Source organism: Pseudomonas sp. PDM03 (genome assembly GCF_014852385.1).
GTDB lineage: Bacteria > Pseudomonadota > Gammaproteobacteria > Pseudomonadales > Pseudomonadaceae > Aquipseudomonas > Aquipseudomonas migulae.
This window is the reverse complement of the sequence record NZ_JACVBM010000016.1, coordinates 114088-135726: the sequence shown is the minus strand read 5'-3', so window position 1 is coordinate 135726 and position 21639 is coordinate 114088. Positions and strand designations below refer to the sequence as shown.

17 protein-coding genes and 1 pseudogene are annotated in these 21639 nt (G+C 60.6%); 7 read left to right on the top strand and 11 right to left on the bottom strand.

Features of this window, described 5'->3' with window-relative positions:
• Window positions 1-76: 76 nt before the first annotated feature.
• Together IB254_RS29970 and IB254_RS21195 are read right to left on the bottom strand one after the other, a co-directional pair.
• A pseudogene (locus IB254_RS29970) lies at window positions 77-358 on the bottom strand (PAS domain-containing protein); the annotation flags it as partial.
• A gap of 155 nt (window positions 359-513) precedes the next feature.
• The gene (locus tag IB254_RS21195; RefSeq protein ID WP_008026610.1) at window positions 514-771 is read right to left on the bottom strand and encodes a hypothetical protein; all 258 of its coding nucleotides are present in this window, start codon (window positions 769-771) and stop codon (window positions 514-516) included.
• Between the two features lie 339 nt (window positions 772-1110).
• Here IB254_RS21195 and IB254_RS21190 point away from each other — a divergent pair, with 339 nt between their 5' ends.
• The 7 genes from IB254_RS21190 to IB254_RS21160 all read left to right on the top strand — a co-directional run bounded on the left by IB254_RS21190 (window position 1111) and on the right by IB254_RS21160 (window position 11002).
• Window positions 1111-2271: an efflux RND transporter periplasmic adaptor subunit gene (locus tag IB254_RS21190; RefSeq protein ID WP_192419241.1), complete on the top strand. Its 1161-nt coding sequence runs from the start codon at window positions 1111-1113 to the stop codon at window positions 2269-2271.
• Window positions 2268-5372 (top strand): multidrug efflux RND transporter permease subunit, encoded by a 3105-nt coding sequence (locus IB254_RS21185; protein ID WP_192419240.1) that lies wholly within the window; start codon window positions 2268-2270, stop codon window positions 5370-5372. Before IB254_RS21190 ends, IB254_RS21185 begins: the two co-directional genes overlap by 4 nt.
• Window positions 5373-5381: 9 nt before the next feature.
• The gene (locus IB254_RS21180) at window positions 5382-6059 is read left to right on the top strand and encodes a heavy metal response regulator transcription factor (protein WP_007916978.1); all 678 of its coding nucleotides are present in this window, start codon (window positions 5382-5384) and stop codon (window positions 6057-6059) included.
• The gene (locus IB254_RS21175; protein WP_008032291.1) at window positions 6049-7413 is read left to right on the top strand and encodes a heavy metal sensor histidine kinase; all 1365 of its coding nucleotides are present in this window, start codon (window positions 6049-6051) and stop codon (window positions 7411-7413) included. Before IB254_RS21180 ends, IB254_RS21175 begins: the two co-directional genes overlap by 11 nt.
• Window positions 7414-7628: 215 nt before the next feature.
• Window positions 7629-7853 (top strand): hypothetical protein, encoded by a 225-nt coding sequence (locus IB254_RS21170; RefSeq protein ID WP_008032290.1) that lies wholly within the window; start codon window positions 7629-7631, stop codon window positions 7851-7853.
• Between the two features lie 194 nt (window positions 7854-8047).
• A complete protein-coding gene (locus IB254_RS21165; RefSeq protein ID WP_192419238.1) occupies window positions 8048-9358 on the top strand; it encodes an OprD family porin in 1311 nt (436 codons plus the stop codon).
• A 147-nt stretch (window positions 9359-9505) separates the two neighbouring features.
• Window positions 9506-11002 (top strand): sensor domain-containing diguanylate cyclase, encoded by a 1497-nt coding sequence (locus tag IB254_RS21160; RefSeq protein WP_192419236.1) that lies wholly within the window; start codon window positions 9506-9508, stop codon window positions 11000-11002.
• 172 nt (window positions 11003-11174) lie between these two features.
• Here IB254_RS21160 and lpxC read toward each other — a convergent pair whose 3' ends face one another.
• From lpxC to murD, 9 genes are all read right to left on the bottom strand, one after another.
• Window positions 11175-12086 (bottom strand): UDP-3-O-acyl-N-acetylglucosamine deacetylase, encoded by a 912-nt coding sequence (gene lpxC, locus IB254_RS21155; protein WP_008025989.1) that lies wholly within the window; start codon window positions 12084-12086, stop codon window positions 11175-11177.
• Between the two features lie 112 nt (window positions 12087-12198).
• Complete coding sequence (ftsZ, locus tag IB254_RS21150; RefSeq protein WP_008025988.1) at window positions 12199-13392, bottom strand: cell division protein FtsZ; 1194 nt, start codon at window positions 13390-13392, stop codon at window positions 12199-12201.
• 70 nt (window positions 13393-13462) lie between these two features.
• Window positions 13463-14722 (bottom strand): cell division protein FtsA, encoded by a 1260-nt coding sequence (ftsA, locus tag IB254_RS21145; RefSeq protein ID WP_008025987.1) that lies wholly within the window; start codon window positions 14720-14722, stop codon window positions 13463-13465.
• A 14-nt stretch (window positions 14723-14736) separates the two neighbouring features.
• Entirely contained in the window at window positions 14737-15606 is an 870-nt protein-coding gene (locus IB254_RS21140) for a cell division protein FtsQ/DivIB (protein ID WP_008025986.1), read from the bottom strand.
• Window positions 15607-15610: 4 nt separating this feature from the next.
• Window positions 15611-16567, bottom strand: coding sequence for a D-alanine--D-alanine ligase (locus tag IB254_RS21135; protein ID WP_008025985.1), 957 nt, complete (start codon window positions 16565-16567; stop codon window positions 15611-15613).
• Entirely contained in the window at window positions 16564-18024 is a 1461-nt protein-coding gene (murC, locus tag IB254_RS21130; protein ID WP_008037298.1) for a UDP-N-acetylmuramate--L-alanine ligase, read from the bottom strand. The genes IB254_RS21135 and murC overlap by 4 nt, the downstream gene beginning before the upstream one ends.
• The gene (gene murG / locus IB254_RS21125; protein WP_008037296.1) at window positions 18017-19087 is read right to left on the bottom strand and encodes an undecaprenyldiphospho-muramoylpentapeptide beta-N-acetylglucosaminyltransferase; all 1071 of its coding nucleotides are present in this window, start codon (window positions 19085-19087) and stop codon (window positions 18017-18019) included. The genes murC and murG overlap by 8 nt, the downstream gene beginning before the upstream one ends.
• Window positions 19077-20294 carry a putative lipid II flippase FtsW gene (gene ftsW / locus IB254_RS21120; RefSeq protein WP_008037295.1) on the bottom strand — a complete coding sequence of 406 codons (1218 nt, stop codon included), beginning with the start codon at window positions 20292-20294 and terminating at the stop codon, window positions 19077-19079. The genes murG and ftsW overlap by 11 nt, the downstream gene beginning before the upstream one ends.
• Complete coding sequence (gene murD / locus IB254_RS21115; protein ID WP_192419235.1) at window positions 20291-21637, bottom strand: UDP-N-acetylmuramoyl-L-alanine--D-glutamate ligase; 1347 nt, start codon at window positions 21635-21637, stop codon at window positions 20291-20293. The genes ftsW and murD overlap by 4 nt, the downstream gene beginning before the upstream one ends.
• Between the last annotated feature and the right edge of the window lie 2 nt (window positions 21638-21639).

Genomic DNA, 21639 nt, shown 5'->3' with positions numbered 1-21639 from the left:
CCGAGGGTTTGGTCCGGACCGACTGATACTCCACGGCGTTACCGTTCTGCGTCACCGGCGTGGCATACGCGCTCACCCAATAGTGATCGCCATTCTTGCAGCGATTTTTCACCAGCCCCATCCATGAGCGGCCGCTTTTAAGGGTCTGCCACATATGCGCGAAAGCCGCCGCCGGCATGTCCGGGTGGCGCAGCAAGTTGTGCGTCGAGCCCAGCAACTCCTCACGGCTGTAGCCGCAGATGTTGATGAAGTCGTCGTTGGCGTAGGTGATCGCGCTGGTCAGATCAGTGGTCGAGAGGATATTCGCATCAGCCGCAACGTCGACATTACGGCCGGTCACCGGGAGGTTGATCTTCATGGAAAGCGCGCTCGTTGGATGGAAAGAGTCGGCAGGGCTGCTGACTCTAAGCGCACTGATTCCACAAACGTTGATCTGGCTCAGGATATGAGCACTTAGCCATCACCGCGATTGAAAACCGCGGCCGATGGCCAATGGCGGAGGGGCGTTAAAACTCAGCGTTTGCCCATCGAACGACGGGTGCCAGGAGGCGCTGCGCCGGGGGTCTTGGTGTGGCCGTTCTTGGCGCCGTTCTTGTACCAGGGCTGGCTGGCGGTTTTCGCGGCGGCCAGTTCACCCGGTTTGAACGGGAACTTGAACGCCGGGATCGCGGCTTTGGTTTCGCTGTCTGCGCTGGAGTCGACGCTGTCTGGCAGGTCAGCCTGGTCGTCGCTCAAAGCGTCGGCAACCGGCGGTTGTGTCGGGGAAGTCATGAAAGCTCCGGGTGATGCAAAAGAGTCGGGCCCGGTCAGCGAGCCGCGAAAGGCGGCAGTATACCTGTGTCGGGGGCGACAGGCTTCACGTGGCGAGTGAGTCCGTCGGGTTTTGTGGTGCCCCGCCTGCCGCCATCGCCAGCAAGCCGGCTCCTACAGGGGTTCGCGGTGTACTTTGTAGGAGCCGGCTTGCTGGCGATGAGGCCAGAACAGACAACACAAACTCCAAACTGACAGCGCCGTCAGTTAGCAGTCACCTTCCTGACCGGCGAACAGGTTTATAAAGGAAGGTATAACCCTGACAAAATTCCGTCCTCCCAGCCCCGGCGCCCCACTCGCATGCGAATTCAGAAAAAACCCGCCCTGCTCGCCGCCCTCCTGATTGTCCTGGCAGCGCTGGGCGTGTGGTACGCCAACAAACCGGCCACGGCCAGACTCGCCGCGCCCACGGCGATCCCGGTTCGAGTGGTCAACGTCGCCGAAAAAGACGTTCCTCGTTATGTCAGCGGCATCGGCTCGGTGCTGTCCCTGCACAGCGTCGTGGTACGTCCACAGATCGACGGCATCCTCACCAGAATCCTGGTCAAGGAAGGTCAATTGGTGAACAAGGGGGACTTGCTCGCCACCATCGATGATCGCTCGATCCGCGCCAGCCTGGATCAGGCCCGCGCACAGCTCGGCGAAAGCCAGGCGCAGCTGCAAGTGGCGCTGGTCAACCTCAAGCGTTACAAACTGCTGAGCGTCGACGACGGCGTATCCAAACAGACTTACGACCAGCAACAAGCGCTGGTCAACCAGCTCAAAGCCACCGCCCAAGGCAATCAGGCGTCGATTGACGCCGCTCAGGTGCAGCTTTCCTACACACAGATTCGCTCCCCGGTCAGCGGTCGCGTGGGGATTCGTACGGTGGACGAAGGCAACTTCCTGCGCATGACCGACACCCAAGGCTTGTTCACGGTGACGCAGATCGACCCGATTGCCGTGGAGTTTTCCCTGCCACAGCAAATGCTGCCGACCCTGCAAGGCCTGATCAACGATCCGGAACACGCCCAGGTGAAGGCCTACATCGGTGCCGACACCGACGGCGAAACCGGCAACCTGCTGGGCGAAGGCCACCTGACCCTGATCGACAACCAGATCAACGCCAACACCGGGACCATCCGTGCCAAGGCCGAATTCAACAACCCTGGGCAGAAGCTGTGGCCGGGCCTGCTGGTAACGGTAAAAATTCAGACAGCGTTGGAAAAGGATGCGCTGGTGGTGCCGCCCACCGTCGTACAACGAGGCCTCGATCAACACTTCGTGTACCGGGTCAAAGGTGACAAGGTTGAAACCGTCCAGGTGCAGATGGTCTATCAAGGCAGCGGCCAGGACATCATCAAAGGCGTGAAACCGGGCGACGTGCTGGTCAGCGACGGTCAGTCGCGCCTCAAGCCCGGTTCCACGGTCCAGGTGCTGACTGACCCCGCGCAAATGGTGCAAACGGAGTCGAAACCATGAAGGGCCACGGCTCGGTTTCCGCGTGGTGTATCGATCATCCGGTAGCGACGATCCTGCTGACGTTTGCCCTGGTATTGCTCGGTGTCATTGCGTTCCCACGGTTGCCCATCGCGCCGCTGCCGGAAGCCGAATTCCCGACCATCCAGGTGGCCGCGCAACTGCCCGGCGCCAGCCCGGAAACCATGGCCTCCTCGGTGGCCACGCCGCTTGAAGTGCAATTCAGCGCCATTCCCGGCGTGACCCAGATGACCTCGAGCAGCGCCCTCGGCTCGACCAACCTGACCCTGCAATTCACCCTCGACAAAAGCATCGACACCGCCGCGCAGGAAGTGCAGGCCGCGATCAACACCGCCGCCGGCAAACTGCCCAAGGACATGCCGAACCTTCCGACCTGGCGCAAGGTCAACCCGGCCGACAGCCCGGTGCTGATTCTCAGCATCAACTCGACCCTGATGCCCGGCCCCGAACTCAGCGATCTGGTGGAAACCCTGCTGTCCCGTCAGATCAGTCAGATCGACGGTGTAGGCCAGATCAACATCACCGGCCAGCAACGTCCAGCGATTCGCGTTCAAGCCTCGGCAGACAAACTGGCCGCCATCGGCCTGACGCTGGCGGACATTCGCCTGGCAATCCAAAACACCAGCCTCAACCTGGCCAAAGGTGCGTTGTATGGCGAGTCGAGCATCTCGACGCTGTCGACCAACGATCAGTTGTTCCACCCCGAGGAATACAGCCAACTCATCGTTTCCTACAAGGACGGTGCACCGGTTCACCTGAAAGATGTCGCCAAAGTCGTCAACGGTTCGGAAGATGCCTACGTGCAAGCCTGGGCCGGTGACAAGCCCGGGGTGAACCTGGTGATTTCCCGGCAACCGGGGGCCAACATCGTCGAGACCGTGGATCGCATTCAGGCCGCCCTGCCCGCTCTCGAAGCGATGCTGCCGGCGTCGGTGCAGGTCAAAGTGCTGGTTGACCGGACCCAGACCATCCGCGCCTCGTTGCATGAGGTGGAAGTCACCCTGCTGATCGCGATCATGCTGGTGGTGGCGGTGATGGCGCTGTTCCTGCGTCAGTGGTCGGCGACGCTGATCGTGTCGGCGGTGCTGGGTGTTTCGCTGGTCGCCAGTTTTGCCCTGATGTACATCATGGGTTTCAGCCTGAACAACCTGACGCTGGTGGCGATCGTGGTGGCCGTGGGGTTTGTGGTCGACGATGCGATTGTCGTGGTGGAGAACATTCACCGACACCTGGAGGCCGGCGACGGCATGCGCGAAGCGGCGATCAAAGGCGCCGGCGAGATTGGTTTTACCGTGGTCTCGATCAGTTTTTCGCTGGTGGCGGCGTTCATTCCGCTGCTGTTCATGGGCGGCGTGGTCGGGCGGCTGTTCAAGGAATTCGCCCTGACGGCGACCTCTACGATCATGATTTCAGTGGTGGTGTCGCTGACTTTGGCGCCGACGCTTGCCGCGTTGTTCATGCGTGCGCCGGTGCATCACGCCCACAGCAAAAAAACCTTTGGCGAACGCTTGCTGGCCGGCTACGAAAAGCTCCTGCGCCGCGCCCTCGCCCATCAGAAATTGATGATCGGGGTGTTCGGCATGTCCCTGGCCCTGGTCATCGCCGGCTACATCTTCATTCCGAAGGGTTTCTTCCCGGTGCAGGACACCGGTTTTGTCCTCGGCACCACCGAAGCCGCCGCCGATATTTCCTACGGCGACATGGTGAAAAAACACCTGGCGATGGCAGAAATCGTCGCGGCAGATCCGGCGGTCGCGGCGTTTTCCCACTCCGTCGGTGTCTCCGGTAGCAACCAGACCATCGCCAACGGCCGCTTCTGGATTTCCCTGAAAAAACGCAGCGAGCGCGACGTCTCGGCCAGCCAGTTCATCGACCGGATCCGTCCGCAACTGATGAAAGTCCCGGGCATCGTGCTGTACCTGCGCGCCGGCCAGGACATCAACCTCAGCTCCGGCCCGAGCCGCGCGCAGTACCAATACGTGCTCAAGAGCAACGACGGCGCAACCCTCAGCACCTGGACCCAGCGCCTCACGGAAAAACTGCGCGCCAACCCGGCGTTCCGCGACATTTCCAACGACCTGCAACTGGGCGGCAGCATCACCCACATCAGCATCGACCGCAGCGCCGCCGCGCGTTTCGGCCTGACCGCCAGCGATGTCGATGAAGCGCTGTACGATGCGTTCGGTCAGCGGCAGATCAACGAATTCCAGACCCAGATCAACCAGTACAACGTGATCCTGGAACTGGACACCAGGCAACGCGGCAAAGCTGAAAGCCTCAATTATTTCTACCTGCGCTCGCCGCTCAGTGGGGAAATGGTGCCGCTGTCGGCGCTGGCGAAATTCGATGCGCCGACGGTTGGCCCGTTGTCGATCGCCCATGACGGGATGTTCCCGGCCGCCAACCTGTCGTTCAACCTGGCGCCCGGCGTGGCGCTTGGCGATGCGGTGATCATGCTCAATCAGGCCAAGGCCGAGATCGGCATGCCGGCCGCCATGAGCGGCAACTTCCAGGGCGCGGCCCAGGCGTTCCAGAGTTCGCTGGCCAGCCAGCCGTGGCTGATTCTGGCGGCGCTGGTGGCGGTGTACATCATTCTCGGCGTGCTCTACGAGAGCTTCGTCCACCCGTTGACCATCATCTCGACGCTGCCCTCGGCGGGGCTCGGGGCGGTGATCATGCTGTGGATTTGCGGCCAGGATTTTTCGATCATGGCGCTGATCGGGCTGGTGCTGCTGATCGGCATCGTGAAGAAAAACGGCATCCTGATGATCGACTTCGCCCTCGACGCCCAGCGTAACCGTGGCCTGCCACCGGAAGAGGCGATTTTCCAGGCCTGCATCACGCGGTTCCGGCCAATCATCATGACCACCCTCGCCGCCCTGCTCGGCGCGCTGCCGCTGATGCTCGGCTACGGCACCGGCGCCGAGTTGCGCCAGCCATTGGGGATTGCGGTGGTCGGCGGCTTGCTGGTGAGCCAGGCGCTGACGCTGTTCACCACTCCGGTCATATACTTGTGGCTGGAGCGACTATTTCATCGGCCCAAAAAACCAGCGCCCGTACCGGTGCTGGCGACCACAGACTGAGGCGGGGTCATGCGCGTTCTGATTATCGAAGACGAGGAAAAAACCGCGGACTATCTGCACCGCGGCCTGACGGAACAGGGTTACACCGTGGACCTGGCGCGGGACGGCGTTGAAGGCCTGCACCTGGCGCTGGAAAGCGACTACGCGGTGATCGTCCTCGACGTGATGTTGCCGGGCCTCGACGGCTTCGGCGTACTGCGCGCCTTGCGTGCGCGCAAGCAAACCCCGGTGATCATGCTCACCGCCCGCGAGCGTGTCGAAGACCGGATCAAAGGCCTGCGCGACGGCGCCGACGATTACCTCGGCAAACCGTTTTCCTTCCTCGAACTGGTGGCGCGCCTGCAAGCACTGACCCGGCGCAGCGGCGGTCATGAACCGGTGCAAGTGAGCATCGCCGACCTGTGGATAGATTTGATCAGCCGCAAGGCGACCCGCGCCGGCACGCGTCTGGACCTGACCGCCAAGGAGTTCTCGCTGCTCAGCGTGCTGGCCCGCCGGCAAGGGGAAATCCTCTCGAAAACCGCGATTGCGGAAATGGTCTGGGACATCAATTTCGACAGTGACGCCAACGTCGTCGAAGTCGCGATCAAACGCCTGCGCGCCAAACTCGACGGGCCGTTTGACGAGAAACTGCTGCACACGATCCGTGGCATGGGTTATGTGCTGGAGAGCCGTGGTGTCCAGTAATTCGATTGCCCTGCGCCTCAGTGGAATGTTCACGCTGGTGGCGCTTTTGGTGTTTCTGCTGATCGGCTGGGCGCTCTATCAGCAGGTCGACAAAGGCCTGGGTTTGCTGCCCGAAGCCGAGCTGGACGCACGTTACAGCGTGCTCGAATCCACCGTCGGCCGTTACGGCACGCCCGAGCATTGGGTGAAGATCAACAACAAGCTCAAGCTGCTCGGCGAAGAAGACAAACGCATCAGTTTCTGGATCACCAGCGGCGATCCGCACTACGAATATGGCAACCCGACGCCGCAGATCCGCGCCTTCGCCGAAGGCCCGCTGGGCATGCGCGATTTGCAGTTGCCGGGCCAGCCTTATCCAATGAAAGTGCTGGTCAGCCAGTTCCCGGCCAAGGATCAACGCCCGCCGCTGCGCTTCATGATCGGCATCGACACCGAGACGTTTTTTCAAACCCAACATCATCTGCTGATTGCGCTGATCAGTCTGGCGATTGTCGGCGTGCTGCTGGCTTCGGCTCTCGGTTATTGGGTGGCGCGGATCGGCCTCAAGCCGTTGATCAAGTTGTCTCAGGAGGCTCAGCGCCTGGCGCCGCCGCTGCGTTCCGGGCGTTTGCGCTTATCGTCGTTGCCGCCGGAGCTCAATCAGTTCGTCAACTCGTTCAACTCCACGCTGGAGCGGGTCGAACAGGCTTACTCGCGGCTTGAGTCGTTCAATGCCGACGTCGCTCATGAGCTGCGCTCACCGCTGACCAATCTGATTGGTCAGACTCAGGTTGCGCTGACGCGCGGGCGTTCGGCGGAACACTATTTCGAAGTGCTGCAATCGAATCTCGAGGAGCTTGAGCGACTGCGTTCGATCATCAATGACATGCTGTTCCTCGCCAGTGCGGATCAGGGCAGCAAGGCCACCAAACTGACGTCCACCTCCCTGGCGGATGAAGTGGCGACGACGCTGGAGTATCTGGATTTCATTCTTGAAGACGCACAGGTTCAAGTGCAGGTCCGTGGCGATGCGCAGGTACGGATCGAGATCGCACATCTGCGTCGGGCGTTGATCAACTTGCTCAGCAACGCGGTGCAACACACCGAGCCCGGGCAGGTGATTCAGGTGCAGATCGACGTCGAGGACCATCAAGTCAGCATCGGCGTGGCAAACCCCGGTGCACCGATTGCCAACGAACATCTGCCGCGATTGTTCGAGCGCTTCTACCGGGTCGATGCGTCGCGCAGCAACAGTGGCAACAACCACGGCCTGGGTCTGGCGATCGTCAAGGCGATTGCGTTGATGCACGGCGGGGATGTGTTTGTGCGCAGTGACCACGGCATGAATACCTTCGGTATTCACCTTCCCGTCTGATCTTTCGTAGATCTGTAGGAACCGGCTTGCTGGCGATGGCGTCCCTGAGATCGGTGACAGGTTTGAGATCGATCGCCAGCAAGCCGGCTCCTACAGGGTTGTGATCTTTGCTTATCCCGCAACAGTCCTTTATTGAATTGGCTCTGTTTCCCATCGGCCAGGATCCTTATCTTTGCGCCACCAAACAGCACTTGCCAAGCAAGAAGGTTTTAAAGATGTCCAACACTATGGGTATTGCCAGCGCTTTCGTTTTGTCCTCTTTGTTCCTCTCACCATTCGCCATGGCTGAAGAGTCGCAGTCCTTCGTCGCACACAATGCAGCGCGCGCTGCAGCGTTTGAAGAACATCAGAGCGAAATGACGGCCAAGGCGCAGGACGCTGCGCAAACCCCTCAAGCGTCGACCATTCAGGCCCAGCCACGGGTCGAGAAAGATAGCTGATCGCTCACATCGCTCTATTTCCCTCGACACTTTTCATCGGCTCTTCCTGTTGAAAAGTTGTCTTCAAAGCCGCTGCTATCAGCGGCTTTTTTTTGTTGTGGTTCAAACGCTGTCCGGTTCGTCTTCCCTGACAAGAAACATCCCGCACTTCAAAACAATGAAGTGTTCAGTAGACCCAAGGAGCTGTACCGCTAGTGCGTGTCCCTCAAAGATTCAACCCGCTGTTCATTGCAATCGCCGTAACGATGCCGATCAACGCCAAGGCAGCCGATCAAGAAGGTTTTGTCGAAGGTTCGAGCCTCAACCTCAATGCCCGCAACTACTACATGAACCGCAACCGCCTGCAGCAGGCGGACGACAACATTGAATGGGGCCAGGGTTTCCTGGGGGTCTTCGAATCAGGTTTTACCGAAGGCACCGTCGGTTTCGGTCTGGATGCCCACGCCATGCTCGGGCTCAAGCTCGACGGCGGAGGCGGCACCGATAACTCGAGCATCCTGCCGCTCGGCGATGGCAACGGCAAAGCGCCGGGATCGTTTTCAACGGCGGGTGGCACGCTGAAAATGCGCGCCTTCGATACCGAGCTGAAGGCCGGTGACCTGTTTCTCGCCAACCCGGTGATCGCCGGCGGCGAGACGCGCATGCTGCCGCAGACCTTTCGCGGCGTCAGCCTGACCAATCACAGCTTCGACGGTTTTCTGATCGAAGGTGGCCAGGCGAGTTTCACCAAGCCCTACAACCAAAGCGGTCATACGCGGATCGGCACTTCCTATGGCAGCCTCGCCGAGGGCGACGAAAGCCAGCACCTGAACTGGGCCGGCGTGGCCTGGAGCGGCCTGCCGGGGTTGACCAGCAGCCTTTACGCCGCCGAACTCAAGGACATCTGGAACCAGTACTACTACGACCTGGATTACACCTACGCGCTGAACGAACTGATCAGCCTCAATCCGGGCCTGCACGTTTATCACACGCAGGACACCGGCGATGCGCTGCTGGGCAACATCGACAACAACACTTACAGCCTGCATTTCACCGTCGGCGTGGGCAATCACAGCGTCACCGCCGCTTACCAGCGGGTCAACGGCAACACGCCGTTCGACTACATCAGCCAGGGCGACAGCATTTTTCTCGACAACTCCCAGCAGTATTCCGACTTCAATGGCCCGAATGAACGCTCATGGAAACTCAAGTACGCCTACGACTTTATCGGACTCGGCCTACCCGGCCTGACCTCGGCAGTGTCTTACTCCCGGGGCGAGCTGGACCTGACCAAGGTTGACCCGCAGAGTCGCGGTTATGCGTCGTGGTACAGCGCCGACGGTAAAAATGCCAAGCACTGGGAGCGTGACATTGATCTGAAGTACGTGGTCCAGGGCGGCAAGGCCAGGGATCTGTCGGTACGCATGCAATGGGCCACCAACCGTGGCGGCAAGGGCTACGGCGCGCTGGATCAAGACACCGACGAATACCGACTGATCGTCGACTACCCGCTGAATGTCTTCTAAGCTTCGCTAAGCAAAAGGCCAGCATATTTTGCTGGCCTTTTTTTTATCCGGCCTTTATACAAGCCCTCTGGACGCTACCGGTTGCTGGGACTCTGCCCGACTCTTGTAAAAAACTTTCATAACACCTTATTTGCAGAAGCCAGAACCATGAGTGTGAGCAGTGTGAAATCTCAAGATCCGATCGGGTCGACACGATCGGAGCGACTTCTGATTCTCGGCAGTGTGCTGTTGGTGATTGCGATACTCAGCATCGTGACGTTTCTGCTGATCCGTGAGCGCGCCAACGCCGAATTGTCCGCCGCTCGCGCCGCCAACAACATCGTGCAATTGATCGACGCCGACGTGCTGCGCAATGTCGAACTCTATGATATTTCCCTGCAGGGCTTGATCGCCGCCTCCCAGCGAGAGGATCTCAAGAGCGTATCTCCAGCCATTCGCCATATGGCCTATTTCGACCGCGCCACTGCCGCGCCGTACAAGGGCAATATTTTGTTGCTCGACAACAAGGGCGACGTGATCGCCGACTCGGCTTCGGTGGAGCTCAGGCAAGGCAACTACGCCGATCGCGAATACTTTCAATCTCACGTGAACAACCCGGACCCGGGCATGTTCATCAGCCCCCCCTTTAGAGCCAGGTCGCCGGAACAGGATTGGCGTATCAGTTTCAGTCGACGGCTGAGCGGCTCCCAGGGCGAGTTTCTGGGAGTAGCCGAAGCCGCCATGCGCTTGAGTTACTTCGATCAGTTGTTCAACAGTTTGAGCATCGGCCGCGATAGCACGGTCAATCTGATCAGCAAGAATGGGATTCTCCTGGCCCAGCAACCACGCCTGGCCGAAGAGCTGATTGGCAAGGATTTCAGTAATCGCCCCAATTTCCAGCGCATCGTCAAAGAAGGCAATGGCAGCTTTACCAGCATGTCCGATCGATACCGTGACAAGCGTCTGTACACCTTTTCCAAGGTCGGAAATTTGCCGCTGATCGTCATCGTTGCGCTGTCCAGTGATGAAGTTTTTGCGGCCTGGAAGCGCACGGCAGTGGTGGTCAGCTCTGCAACCGTAGCCTTGTGCGTAAGCCTGCTGTGGCTGACGTGGTTGCTACGCCGTGAATTGCGCCGGCGTCACAACGCCGAACACGAGCTGGCACAACTGGCCGCCACCGATGCCTTGACCGGCGTAGCCAACCGCCGAACGCTCGATCAAACCCTGCGCCATGAGTGGTTTCGCGCGCAACGCTCCGGCAAACCGCTGTCGGTGTTGATGATCGATGCCGACCACTTCAAGGCGTTCAACGATCAACATGGCCATCAGGCGGGTGACAATGCGCTACGCGCACTGGCCAAGGTGATCGCCGAGAACGTGCGGCGACCGACGGATCTGGTCGCCCGCTACGGGGGGGAGGAGTTCTCGGTGGTCCTGGCGGAAACGGACAGCGCAGGCGCGAGGCAAATTGCTGAACACATTCGGTCTGCGGTGGAACAACTGCCGTTTGTGGCGGGCGTGGAATCGCCGATTACTGTCAGTATCGGCATCAGCACCTGGACTTCGACCACCGATAGCAGCCTTGAGCAGTTGCTGTTTGCGGCGGACAAAGCGCTGTATCAGGCCAAGGAAAGTGGGCGCAATCGGGTGGTGGCTACGCAGTGAGATCGGTGGTGATTCGGCTGGCCTCATCGCGAGCAGGCTCGCTCCCACCTTTGAATGCATTCCCCTGTGGGAGCGAGCCTGCTCGCGATGGGGCCGGTCCTGACACCGTTAAAATCGGGGCATAAAAAAAGGCCACCCGAAGGCAGCCTTTAAAAACTAGAGAGGTTTTTACTTACACCGCCGCAACCGGACGCATGTAAGAGATCGGTGCAGTGCTGGCGTCTTCGAAAGTCACGACTTCCCAAGCATCTGGCTGCTCAATCAACTTGCGCAGCAGCTGGTTGTTCAATGCATGTCCGGACTTGAAGCCCTTGAACTCACCAATCAGGCTATTGCCCAGCAGGTAGAGGTCACCAATTGCATCGAGGATCTTGTGCTTCACGAATTCGTCTTCATAGCGAAGGCCGTCTTCGTTCAGTACACCATCCGCGTCGACCACAATAGCGTTTTCAACGCTGCCGCCGAGTGCGAGGTTGTGCTTGCGCAGGTACTCGATGTCACTCATGAAACCAAAGGTACGGGCGCGGCTGACTTCTTTTACGAACGAAGTGCTGGAAAAATCCACGCTTGCACTTTGTGTGCGGTTACGGAAAACAGGGTGATCGAAATCGATCTCGAAACTCACCTTGAAGCCTTCGAAAGGGACGAAAGTGGCGCGTTTGTCGCCGTCTTCCACTGTCACTTCCCGCAGGATCCGGATGAACTTCTTGGCTGCGTCCTGTTCTTCCAGGCCGGCCGATTGAATCAGGAAAACGAAAGGTCCAGCGCTACCATCCATGATCGGGACTTCGGACGCGGAGAGCTCGACGTAGGCGTTATCGATGCCCAGGCCGGCCATGGCCGAGAGCAAGTGCTCAACCGTGTCCACTTTCACGTCACCGTTAACCAGCGTCGTCGACATAGTTGTCTCGCCGACGTTGGCAGCACGAGCCGGGATCTCGACCACTGGATCGAGGTCGGCACGGCGAAAGACGATTCCGGTGTCGATCGGTGCAGGCTTGAGGGTCAGGTATACCTTCTCCCCGGAGTGCAGACCTACACCGGTGGCACGGATAATATTTTTCAGTGTGCGTTGTTTAATCATGGCTTGGGCCGCTTCAGCGCAAATTGCGAACTGGTATCAACAAAGGCTGGCGATGATAGCAGACCAGACCTTTGCTGAACACCAATCACCTTCATAGCCCTGATACATTCCATTAATCGGCCTGACGACGCAGGAAAGCCGGGATGTCCAGGTAGTCCAGATCATCTTGCGGATTCATCTTCGCGGCAGTCGCAGCACCGGCCTGAGCCTGGTTGCGCATGACGGTCGGACGGTCCAGATCACGGTAGTTCACCGCCGGAGCTTCCTGACGAGCGGGAGCCGATTGTTGCGGTTGCGGCGCCATGGAAGTGTGAACGGTATTGTCGATGACCTTCACAGGCTTCTCGATTTTCGCGCCCAGACCGGTGGCAACGACAGTCACGTGCAGCTCGTCGCGCATGTCCGGATCGATAACGGTACCGACCTTGACCATCGCGTGCTCGGAAGCGAAGGCTTCGATGATGCTACCCACGTCGGAGTACTCACCCAGGGACAGGTCAGGACCGGCGGTGATGTTCACCAGGATGCCGCGTGCACCTTGCAGGTTCACGTCTTCCAGCAGCGGGTTGCGAATGGCCGCTTCGGTGGCTTCACGTGCACGGTTCGGACCGCTGGCGCAGCCAGTGCCCATCATCGCCATGCCCATTTCGCTCATCACGGTACGGACGTCGGCAAAGTCGACGTTGATCATGCCCGGACGCTTGATGATGTCGGAGATACCGCGAACGGCACCGGCCAGTACATCGTCTGCCTTGGCGAAAGCCGACAGCAGGCTGGCGTCTTTACCGAGGATGGTCAGCAGCTTCTCGTTGGGAATGGTGATCAACGAGTCGACGCTTTCCGACAGCAGGCGGATGCCTTCGTCGGCCAGTTGCATACGCTTGCGACCTTCGAACGGGAACGGACGGGTCACCACCGCAACGGTGAGGATCCCCATTTCCTTGGCCACTTCAGCAATGATCGGCGCAGCACCGGTACCGGTACCGCCGCCCATGCCGGTGGTGATGAACACCATGTTGGTGCCCTGCAGGACTTCGGCAATGCGCTCGCGATCTTCGAGAGCGGCCTGACGACCTACTTCAGGGTTGGCGCCGGCGCCGAGACCTTTGGTCACGCTGGTGCCCAGTTGCAGGATGGTCCGCGCGCTGATGCTCTTCAGCGCCTGGGCATCAGTGTTGGCGCAGATGAATTCAACGCCTTCAATGTTGCTCTTGACCATGTGATTGACAGCGTTGCCGCCGCCTCCGCCAACACCGATAACCTTAATGACCGGGCTTGCGGGGATGTTGTCTACGAGTTCGAACATTTTCCCTCTCCTTTGATTCTCTAGTTTTTTCGCCTACTGCCTGTATCTACAACGGTGCTGCGGTAATTCTTCAGAAGTTGCCTTGTACCCAGCTCTTGATGCGATCGAGCAAGGCGGCTTTCGGTTCGTCATTGCTGTAGCTGTCGCGGCTGCTGATGCCCGAGAACGAAATCCCGTCGGACTGCTTCTGCAGGCCGTACATCAACAGGCCGACGCCGGTGGAATAAATCGGGTTGCGCACCACGTCGTCGAGACCCTTCACGCCATGCGGCACGCCCAGGCGGACCGGCATGTGGAAAATCTCTTCGGCCAGTTCGACCGCGCCTTCCATCTTCGACGTACCACCGGTCAGCACGATGCCGGCCGGGATCAGGTCTTCGTAGCCGCTGCGACGCAGTTCGGCCTGGATCAGCGTGAACAGCTCGTCGTAACGCGGCTCGACCACTTCGGCCAGGGCCTGGCGGGACAGCTCGCGCGGTGGACGGTCGCCAACGCTCGGAACCTTGATGGTTTCACCGGCACCGGCCAGTTTGGCCAGGGCGCAGGCGTAGCGAATCTTGATTTCTTCGGCGTACTGGGTCGGGGTGCGCAACGCCATGGCGATGTCGTTGGTCACCTGATCGCCCGCAATCGGGATCACCGCGGTGTGACGGATCGCGCCTTCGGTGAAGATCGCGATGTCGGTGGTGCCGCCGCCGATGTCCACCAGGCACACGCCCAGCTCTTTCTCGTCGTCGGTCAGTACCGAGTACGCGGACGCCAGTTGCTCGAGAATGATGTCGTCGATTTCCAGACCGCAACGGCGCACGCATTTTTCAATGTTCTGTGCGGCGTTGACGGCGCAGGTGACCACGTGGACCTTGGCTTCCAGACGTACGCCGGACATGCCCAGAGGCTCACGCACGCCTTCCTGGTTATCGATCACGTAATCCTGCGGCAGGGTGTGCAGCACGCGCTGGTCAGCCGGGATTGCCACAGCCTGTGCAGCGTCGAGAACGCGTTCAAGGTCGGCGGAGCTGACTTCGCGATCACGAATCGCCACGATGCCGTGGGAGTTCAGGCTGCGGATGTGATTGCCGGCCACGCCGACGAACGCCGAGTGGATCCGGCAACCAGCCATCAGCTGCGCTTCTTCGATGGCGCGCTGGATCGATTGCACGGTGGACTCGATGTTCACCACCACGCCTTTCTTCAGGCCGCGGGACGGATGAGTGCCGATCCCGACGATTTCCAGCGTGCCGTCGTCCGAGACCTCGCCTACCAGCGCCACCACCTTGGAGGTGCCGATATCGAGACCGACGATCATTTTGCCGCTTTGCACGTTTGCCATGGGTCCTGCCTCTCTTAATTCTTCGCGACAGCGGGTTGGGCTGTCGTAGGCGCTACAGGTTCCCGCCAGCCAACAGCGAGGCCGTTGGCGTAGCGCAGATCGATGCGCGCAATGTTCGTAATCTGTTCTTTAAGCGTCTTGTCGTAGATGGCAATGAAGCGGCGCATCTTTTCCACCAGGTTGCCGCGGCCCAGCAGCAGTTCGATCCCCGGGCCCGAACTGCCGGCGCCGGTGGTCAGGAACCAGCTGCCTCGTTCACGCAACTCCAGGCGTGCAATCGAGAAGCCCAACGGCCTGAGCATCTGGCTCAGTACCTGGTATTGCTGCATCACTTGCTGCTGAGCCCGTTGTGGGCCGAACAGCTGTGGCAAGTGTTCGTAGTTCGCCAGTTCACGCGGGGTGAACGCCTGCCCCTGGTTGTTCAACAGCGATTCGTCGCCCCAACGGGCCACCGGCAGTTGTTCTTCCAGGCGGATCACCACTTGATCCGGCCACACCCGACGCACTTCGGCGTGGGCAATCCATGGCATCTGTTCCAGCTCGGTGCGCATGCTCGCCAGGTCGATGGTGAAGAAGCTCGACGCCACGTACGGGGCGATTCGCTGCTGCACCGCTTGCTGGCTGATGTAACTCAGGTCGCCCTGCACCGCGATCTTGGTGATTGGCCGGTCGGCGTACGGCAGCAAACGCTGTGCGCCTTCGTAAGTGCCAAACCCCAGTGCGACCAGCAGCACTGGCCAGAACAGGCTTTTCAGAAAACCAAAATTGGCTTTCGGCAGGCGCGCAGACATCGGCTCTTTGGCCACCATTCGGCTGGCACCCCGCGGCACCGGCTTGCGGCCGGGTGCTGGAGGGGGCTGATGTCTGAGCTGTGCGCCTTGCATGGTCTTACCCTCGAACCTCAACACTGGCGGCCAGGATCGCCAGGACCAATTGCTGGAAATCCAGACCGGCGGCACGGGCCGCCATCGGGACCAAACTGTGATCGGTCATGCCCGGTGCGGTGTTGACTTCGAGGAACCAGAACTGCCCGTCGGCGTCCTGCATCACGTCAGCCCTGCCCCAACCGGCGATACCCAGCGCCTCACAGGCTTTCGCCGTGAGGTCCATCAGTTCTTTTTCCTTGTTGCTGTCGAGGCCGCACGGGATCCGGTACTGGGTATCGGAGGCCACGTACTTGGCGTCGTAGTCGTAGAAACTGTGTGTCGTGCCCAGGGCAATCGGTGGCAACACCTGGTCACGCAGGGTGGCGATGGTGAACTCCGGACCTTGAATCCATTGCTCGACCAACACTTGCGAATCGTAGGTACTGGCCGCTTTCCACGCGTCGATCAACTCCGGCGCGGAAGTCACTTTGGCCATCCCGATACTTGAACCTTCATGGGCCGGTTTGACGATCAAAGGGAAGCCCAGTTCCGTCGCCGCCGAAATACAATCGGCCTCGGAACTCAGTACCGCGTGGCGTGGCGTCGGAATACCGAGGCTGTGCCACACCTGCTTGGTGCGCAGCTTGTCCATGGCCAGTGCCGACGCCAGAATGCCGCTGCCGGTGTACGGAATGCCCAGGCATTCCAGCAGGCCTTGCATGCTGCCGTCTTCACCGCCACGACCGTGGAGAATGATGAACGCACGGTCGATTTTCTCGTTGAGCAAACGCTGCAACAGGTCATCACCGACATCGAGACCGAACGCGTCCACACCGGCGCTTTGCAGCGCTGCGAGAACCGCGTTGCCCGACTTCAGGGAAACTTCACGCTCCGCACTCTTGCCGCCGAACAGCACGGCAACGCGGCCGAAATCTTTCGGCGCGACAGTGGAGACGAGGTTGGCGTAAGCAGCAGTCATTTCAACTTCCCCACGCTTGGCGCGGCAACGGCGCCAGCGAACAACGGACTCTTCAACAGTTTCGGTGCGAGACCGCCAATATCACCGGCGCCCTGGCACAGCAGGATGTCGCCGGCACGCAGCAGCGGCTTGACGACAGGCGCGAGGTCGACACCGCGCTCGATGTAGATCGGGTCGAGCTGACCGCGCTGACGGATGCTGTTGCACAGCTTGCGGCTGTCGGCACCCGGGATCGGCTCTTCGCCGGCCGGATAGACTTCCATCAGCAACAGCACGTTGGCGTCGGCCAGTACATTGACGAAATCGTCGTACAGGTCGCGGGTGCGGCTGTAACGGTGCGGCTGGTAGACCATCACCAGGCGGCGCTCCGGCCAGCCACCACGCACGGCCTTGATCACGGCCGCGACTTCGGTCGGGTGGTGACCGTAGTCGTCGACCAGCATCACGCTGCCGTCTTCGACCGGCAGTTCGCCATAGACCTGGAAGCGTCGGCCGACACCCTGGAACCCGGACAGGCCCTGGACGATGGCTTCATCGCTGACGCCTTCGTCAGTGGCGATGCAGATGGTGGCCAGCGCGTTCAACACGTTGTGGTTACCCGGCATGTTCACCGAGACGTCCAGCGGCTCGCGGTCAGGACGCAGCACGGTGAAGAAAGTCTGCATGCCCTGCTGACGCACATTGATCGCGCGCACATCGCAGTCATCGCCGAAGCCGTAAGTGACGACCGGACGTTTGACCTGCGGCAGAATTTCACGCACCACCGGATCGTCCAGGCACACCACCGCCAGACCGTAGAACGGCAGGTTGTGCAGGAACTCGACGAAGGTTTTCTTCAGTTTGTTGAAGTCACCGTCGTAGGTCGCCATGTGGTCGGCGTCGATGTTGGTGACCACGGCCACCAGCGGCTGCAAGTGCAGGAAACTGGCGTCGCTTTCGTCGGCTTCGGCGATCAGGTAGCGGCTGGTGCCGAGCTGGGCATTGGTGCCCGCGGCATTCAGACGACCACCGATGACAAACGTCGGATCGAGGCCACCGGCAGCAAATACCGAAGCGATCAGGCTGGTAGTGGTGGTTTTGCCGTGTGTACCGGCGACGGCGATGCCGTGGCGATAGCGCATCAGCTCGGCCAGCATCTCGGCACGCGGCACCACCGGAATACGGCGTTCAAGCGCAGTGGCGACTTCCGGGTTGGAGGTGTTCACCGCACTCGATACCACCAGCACGTCGGCGGCAGCGGCGTTCTCGGCACGGTGGCCGATAAAGATCTGGGCGCCGAATGATTCGAGACGCTCGGTAACCGGCGAAGCTTTCAGGTCGGAACCGGACACTTCATAGCCCAGGTTCAGCAACACTTCGGCGATCCCGCACATGCCCACGCCGCCGATACCGACGAAGTGGATGCGACGGATGCGGCGCATTTCCGGGTGCGGCATGGCTTTCTGATTCTCAACCATGGGCCACCTCCAGGCAGGTATCGACCACGTTACGGGTCGCATCGGGTTTGGCCAGGCGGCGTGCCGCAGTGGCCATGTCGGTGAGTCGTTGTGGTTGCATCAGGACCTCTGTCAGGCGTGCGGCTAGATCCGCTGCGCCAGTCGTTCTTTGCGGCATCAGGAAGGCAGCGCCTTCACGGGCCAAATAATCGGCGTTGCGGGTCTGGTGATCGTCGATCGCGTGGGGCAAAGGCACCAGCATCGAGGGCAGACCGGCGGCAGCCAGTTCACTGATGGTCAGCGCGCCTGCACGGCACACCACCAGGTCGGCCCAGCCATAGGCGTGGGCCATGTCTTTGATGAAAGGCTGCACTTGCGCCTCGACGCCAGCCGCGCGATAGCGCTCTGCAGTCACTTCATCGTGGTTTTTGCCAGCCTGATGGAACACGTCCGGGCGCAGGTCGGGGGCGACGTGCGACAGGGCTTCAGGCAGTAATTTGTTCAACGGTTCTGCGCCCAGGCTTCCGCCGAGGATCAGCAAACGCGCCTTGCGACCGGCCAGGGCAGGTCGCGGTGTGTCGAGGAACAGCTCAGTGCGCACCGGGTTACCGGTGGTCCGTCGGCTGTCCGACAGGGTAAAGGTGTCGGGGAACGCTTCACAGACTCGGGCGGCCAACGGCACCAGCAACCGATTGGCGGTACCGGCCACGGCGTTCTGTTCGTGAACGATCACCGGCACGCCGGCCAGTTTGGCTGCAACGCCGCCAGGACCGGTCACATAACCACCAAAACCGACCACGCACACCGGCCGCAACTGGCGAATGATCGCCCGCGCCTGCCAGACGGATTTGAGCAACATCAACGGCGCCTTGAGCAGGGACAACTTGCCCTTGCCGCGCAGACCGCTGGCGTTGATCCGGTGCAGCTCGATGCCGGCCATCGGTACTAGGTCGTTTTCGATGCCACGCGGCGTGCCAAGCCAATGCACGGTGTAACCGCGGGCCTGGAACTCGCGAGCGCAAGCCAGCGCCGGGAACACGTGTCCGCCGGTGCCGCCCGCCATGATCAATACGTTAGCGCCCATGGGTCGGCTCCTCGGCGAAGTCGCTCTCATGGAACTCCATCTCCTCACTGCCCAGGTGGGTTCGACTCTCCCACTCAATGCGCAGCAACAAACCGAGACAGGCACAGCAGATCACCAACGAACTGCCGCCATAACTGAGGAACGGCAAGGTCAGGCCTTTGGTAGGCAGCAGGCCGACGTTCACCCCGATATTGATCAGGAACTGACCAATCCACAGAAACGACAGACCGTACGCAATATAGGCAGCAAAGAACTGCTTGGCCTTCTCGGCCCAATAACCGATATACATGCCGCGAATACAGACAAAGACGAACAGCGCGACGGTGCACAGGGAACCCACGGCGCCCAGCTCTTCGGCCAGAACCGAGAACACGAAGTCAGTGTGGGCTTCCGGCAGGTAGAACTGTTTCTGCACGCTGTTGCCCAGGCCTACGCCCAGCCACTCGCCACGACCGAACGCGATCAATGCTTGCGACAACTGATAACCGGCGCCGAACTGGTCGGCCCACGGGTCGGCAAAGTTGGTCAGACGCGCCATCCGGTATGGCTGCACCTGAATCAACAACACCACCGCCGCAACCGCCAGGACCACCATCAACGAGAACCGGAACAGCCCGACTCCGCCAAGGAACAGCATCGCCGCAGCCGCGCCCATCATCACGACGGTGGCACCGAAGTCCGGCTCCATCAGCAACAGGCCCGCCATCGGCAGCAGCACGATGAACGGCTTGAAGAAACCCATCCAGCTTTCACGCACTTCTTTCTGGCGACGCACCAGATAACCGGCGAGGTAGATCACCACGAACACCTTGGCAATCTCGGAAGGCTGAACGTTGAAGAAACTGAAACCGATCCAGCGCATCGAACCGTTCACTTCACGGCCGATCCCCGGAATGATCACCATCACCAGCAAGCCGAACGCACCGATCAGCATCAGCCAGCCCAGGCGTTGCCAGGTAGCAATCGGAATCATCATGGTAACGATGCAGGCAGACAGGCCCAGCACCACGTAGATCAAGTGGCGAGTCATGTAGTACAGGGCACTGCCCGACTGCACGGCGCCCACTTCGGTCGAAGCCGAGGCGATCATGACCAGTCCGAGGCCGAGCAAGGCCAGGCAACCGGCAAGCATCGGAAAATCGAGGTCGATGCCGCGCCCGGTGATGAGCGGCGAAGGAAACGGCTTGATGATGTTGAGCAGGCTCATGCCAGATCCTCCACTGCCTGGACGAACTGGTGACCGCGGTCTTCGTAATTCTTGAACATGTCGAAGCTGGCGCAGGCCGGCGACAACAGCACCACGTCGCCCGGTTGCGCAGCGGCGCGGCATTGCTCCACCGCTTCGACCAGAGAAGCGGCGCGGATCAGCGGCACGGCGTCGCCAATGGCCTCACCGATCTTGTCGGAGTCGCGGCCCATCAGGATCACTGCGCGGCAGTTGGCCGCCACGGGATCACGCAGATCATTGAACTCGGCACCCTTGCCGTCGCCACCGGCGATCAGCACGACCTTGCCGTCGATGTCCGCGCCCAGGCCTTCGATGGCAGCCAGTGCGGCGCCGACGTTGGTGGCTTTGGAATCGTTGTAGTAGCTCACGCCGTCCAGGTCACGAACCCACTGGCAGCGATGTTCGAGACCGGCGAACGTGCGCAGGCTCGACAGCATGGCGTCGAACGGCAGGCCGGCCGCGTGGCCCAGGGCCAGCGCTGCCAGGGCATTCGACTGATTGTGGGCGCCGCGAATTTTCAGCTCGCGCACCGGCATCAGGTTCTGGAATTCGAAGGCGAGGTATTTCTCGCCGTCTTCTTCGCGGATACCAAACGCCTTGAAATCGGGTTTGCTCAAACCGAAGGTCCAGCAGGGCTGACCTTCGCCCATCAACGGACGGCTCAGGGCGTCCTGACGGTTGACCACGAACTGCCTGGCACCACGGAAAATCCGGTGCTTGGCCAGGTGATAGGCCGGCAGACCGCTGTAGCGGTCCATGTGGTCTTCGCTGACGTTGAGCACGGTCGCCACTTCGGCGTTGAGCTGGTCGGTGGTTTCGAGCTGGAAGCTCGACAGTTCCATCACGTACAACTCGATGTCATCGCGAAGCAGGTCCAGCGCCGGCGTACCGAGGTTGCCGCCGACAGCGACGCGCTTGCCGGCCGCAGCCGCCATCTCGCCCACCAGCGTGGTCACGGTGCTTTTCGCATTGGAGCCGCTGATGGCGACAATCGGCGCCTTCGCGTTACGCGCGAACAGCTCGATGTCGCCGGACAACTTCACGCCACGAGCGGCGGCGGCCTGCAGGGCCGGGGTCGCCAGCGCCAGGCCGGGGCTCACGTAGAGCTCATCGGCGCGGCACAGGAATTCGACGTCCAGCTCGCCACAACGCACTTCCACGTGCGGATAGTCACGCTTGAGCGTGGCCAGTTCCGGTGGATTTTCCCGCGTATCGGCCACGGCAAACGACGTGCCCCGGTTCGCCAGGAAGCGAACCAGGGACATGCCGCTCTTGCCGAGGCCGACAACGATGCGGAAGTGGTCAGAAGCGATCAGAGACACGA

Coding starts and splice junctions, on each gene's coding strand:
- IB254_RS21190 (WP_192419241.1), top strand. CDS start 1,111: ATGCGAATTCAGAAAAAACCCGCCCTGCTCGCCGCCCTCCTGATTGTC.
- murC (WP_008037298.1), bottom strand. CDS start 18,024: ATGGTTGAGAATCAGAAAGCCATGCCGCACCCGGAAATGCGCCGCATC.
- murG (WP_008037296.1), bottom strand. CDS start 19,087: ATGGGCGCTAACGTATTGATCATGGCGGGCGGCACCGGCGGACACGTG.
- IB254_RS21140 (WP_008025986.1), bottom strand. CDS start 15,606: ATGCAAGGCGCACAGCTCAGACATCAGCCCCCTCCAGCACCCGGCCGC.
- ftsZ (WP_008025988.1), bottom strand. CDS start 13,392: ATGTTCGAACTCGTAGACAACATCCCCGCAAGCCCGGTCATTAAGGTT.
- IB254_RS21160 (WP_192419236.1), top strand. CDS start 9,506: ATGAGTGTGAGCAGTGTGAAATCTCAAGATCCGATCGGGTCGACACGA.
- IB254_RS21170 (WP_008032290.1), top strand. CDS start 7,629: ATGTCCAACACTATGGGTATTGCCAGCGCTTTCGTTTTGTCCTCTTTG.
- ftsA (WP_008025987.1), bottom strand. CDS start 14,722: ATGGCAAACGTGCAAAGCGGCAAAATGATCGTCGGTCTCGATATCGGC.
- IB254_RS21185 (WP_192419240.1), top strand. CDS start 2,268: ATGAAGGGCCACGGCTCGGTTTCCGCGTGGTGTATCGATCATCCGGTA.
- IB254_RS21180 (WP_007916978.1), top strand. CDS start 5,382: ATGCGCGTTCTGATTATCGAAGACGAGGAAAAAACCGCGGACTATCTG.
- IB254_RS21195 (WP_008026610.1), bottom strand. CDS start 771: ATGACTTCCCCGACACAACCGCCGGTTGCCGACGCTTTGAGCGACGAC.
- IB254_RS21135 (WP_008025985.1), bottom strand. CDS start 16,567: ATGACTGCTGCTTACGCCAACCTCGTCTCCACTGTCGCGCCGAAAGAT.
- ftsW (WP_008037295.1), bottom strand. CDS start 20,294: ATGAGCCTGCTCAACATCATCAAGCCGTTTCCTTCGCCGCTCATCACC.
- lpxC (WP_008025989.1), bottom strand. CDS start 12,086: ATGATTAAACAACGCACACTGAAAAATATTATCCGTGCCACCGGTGTA.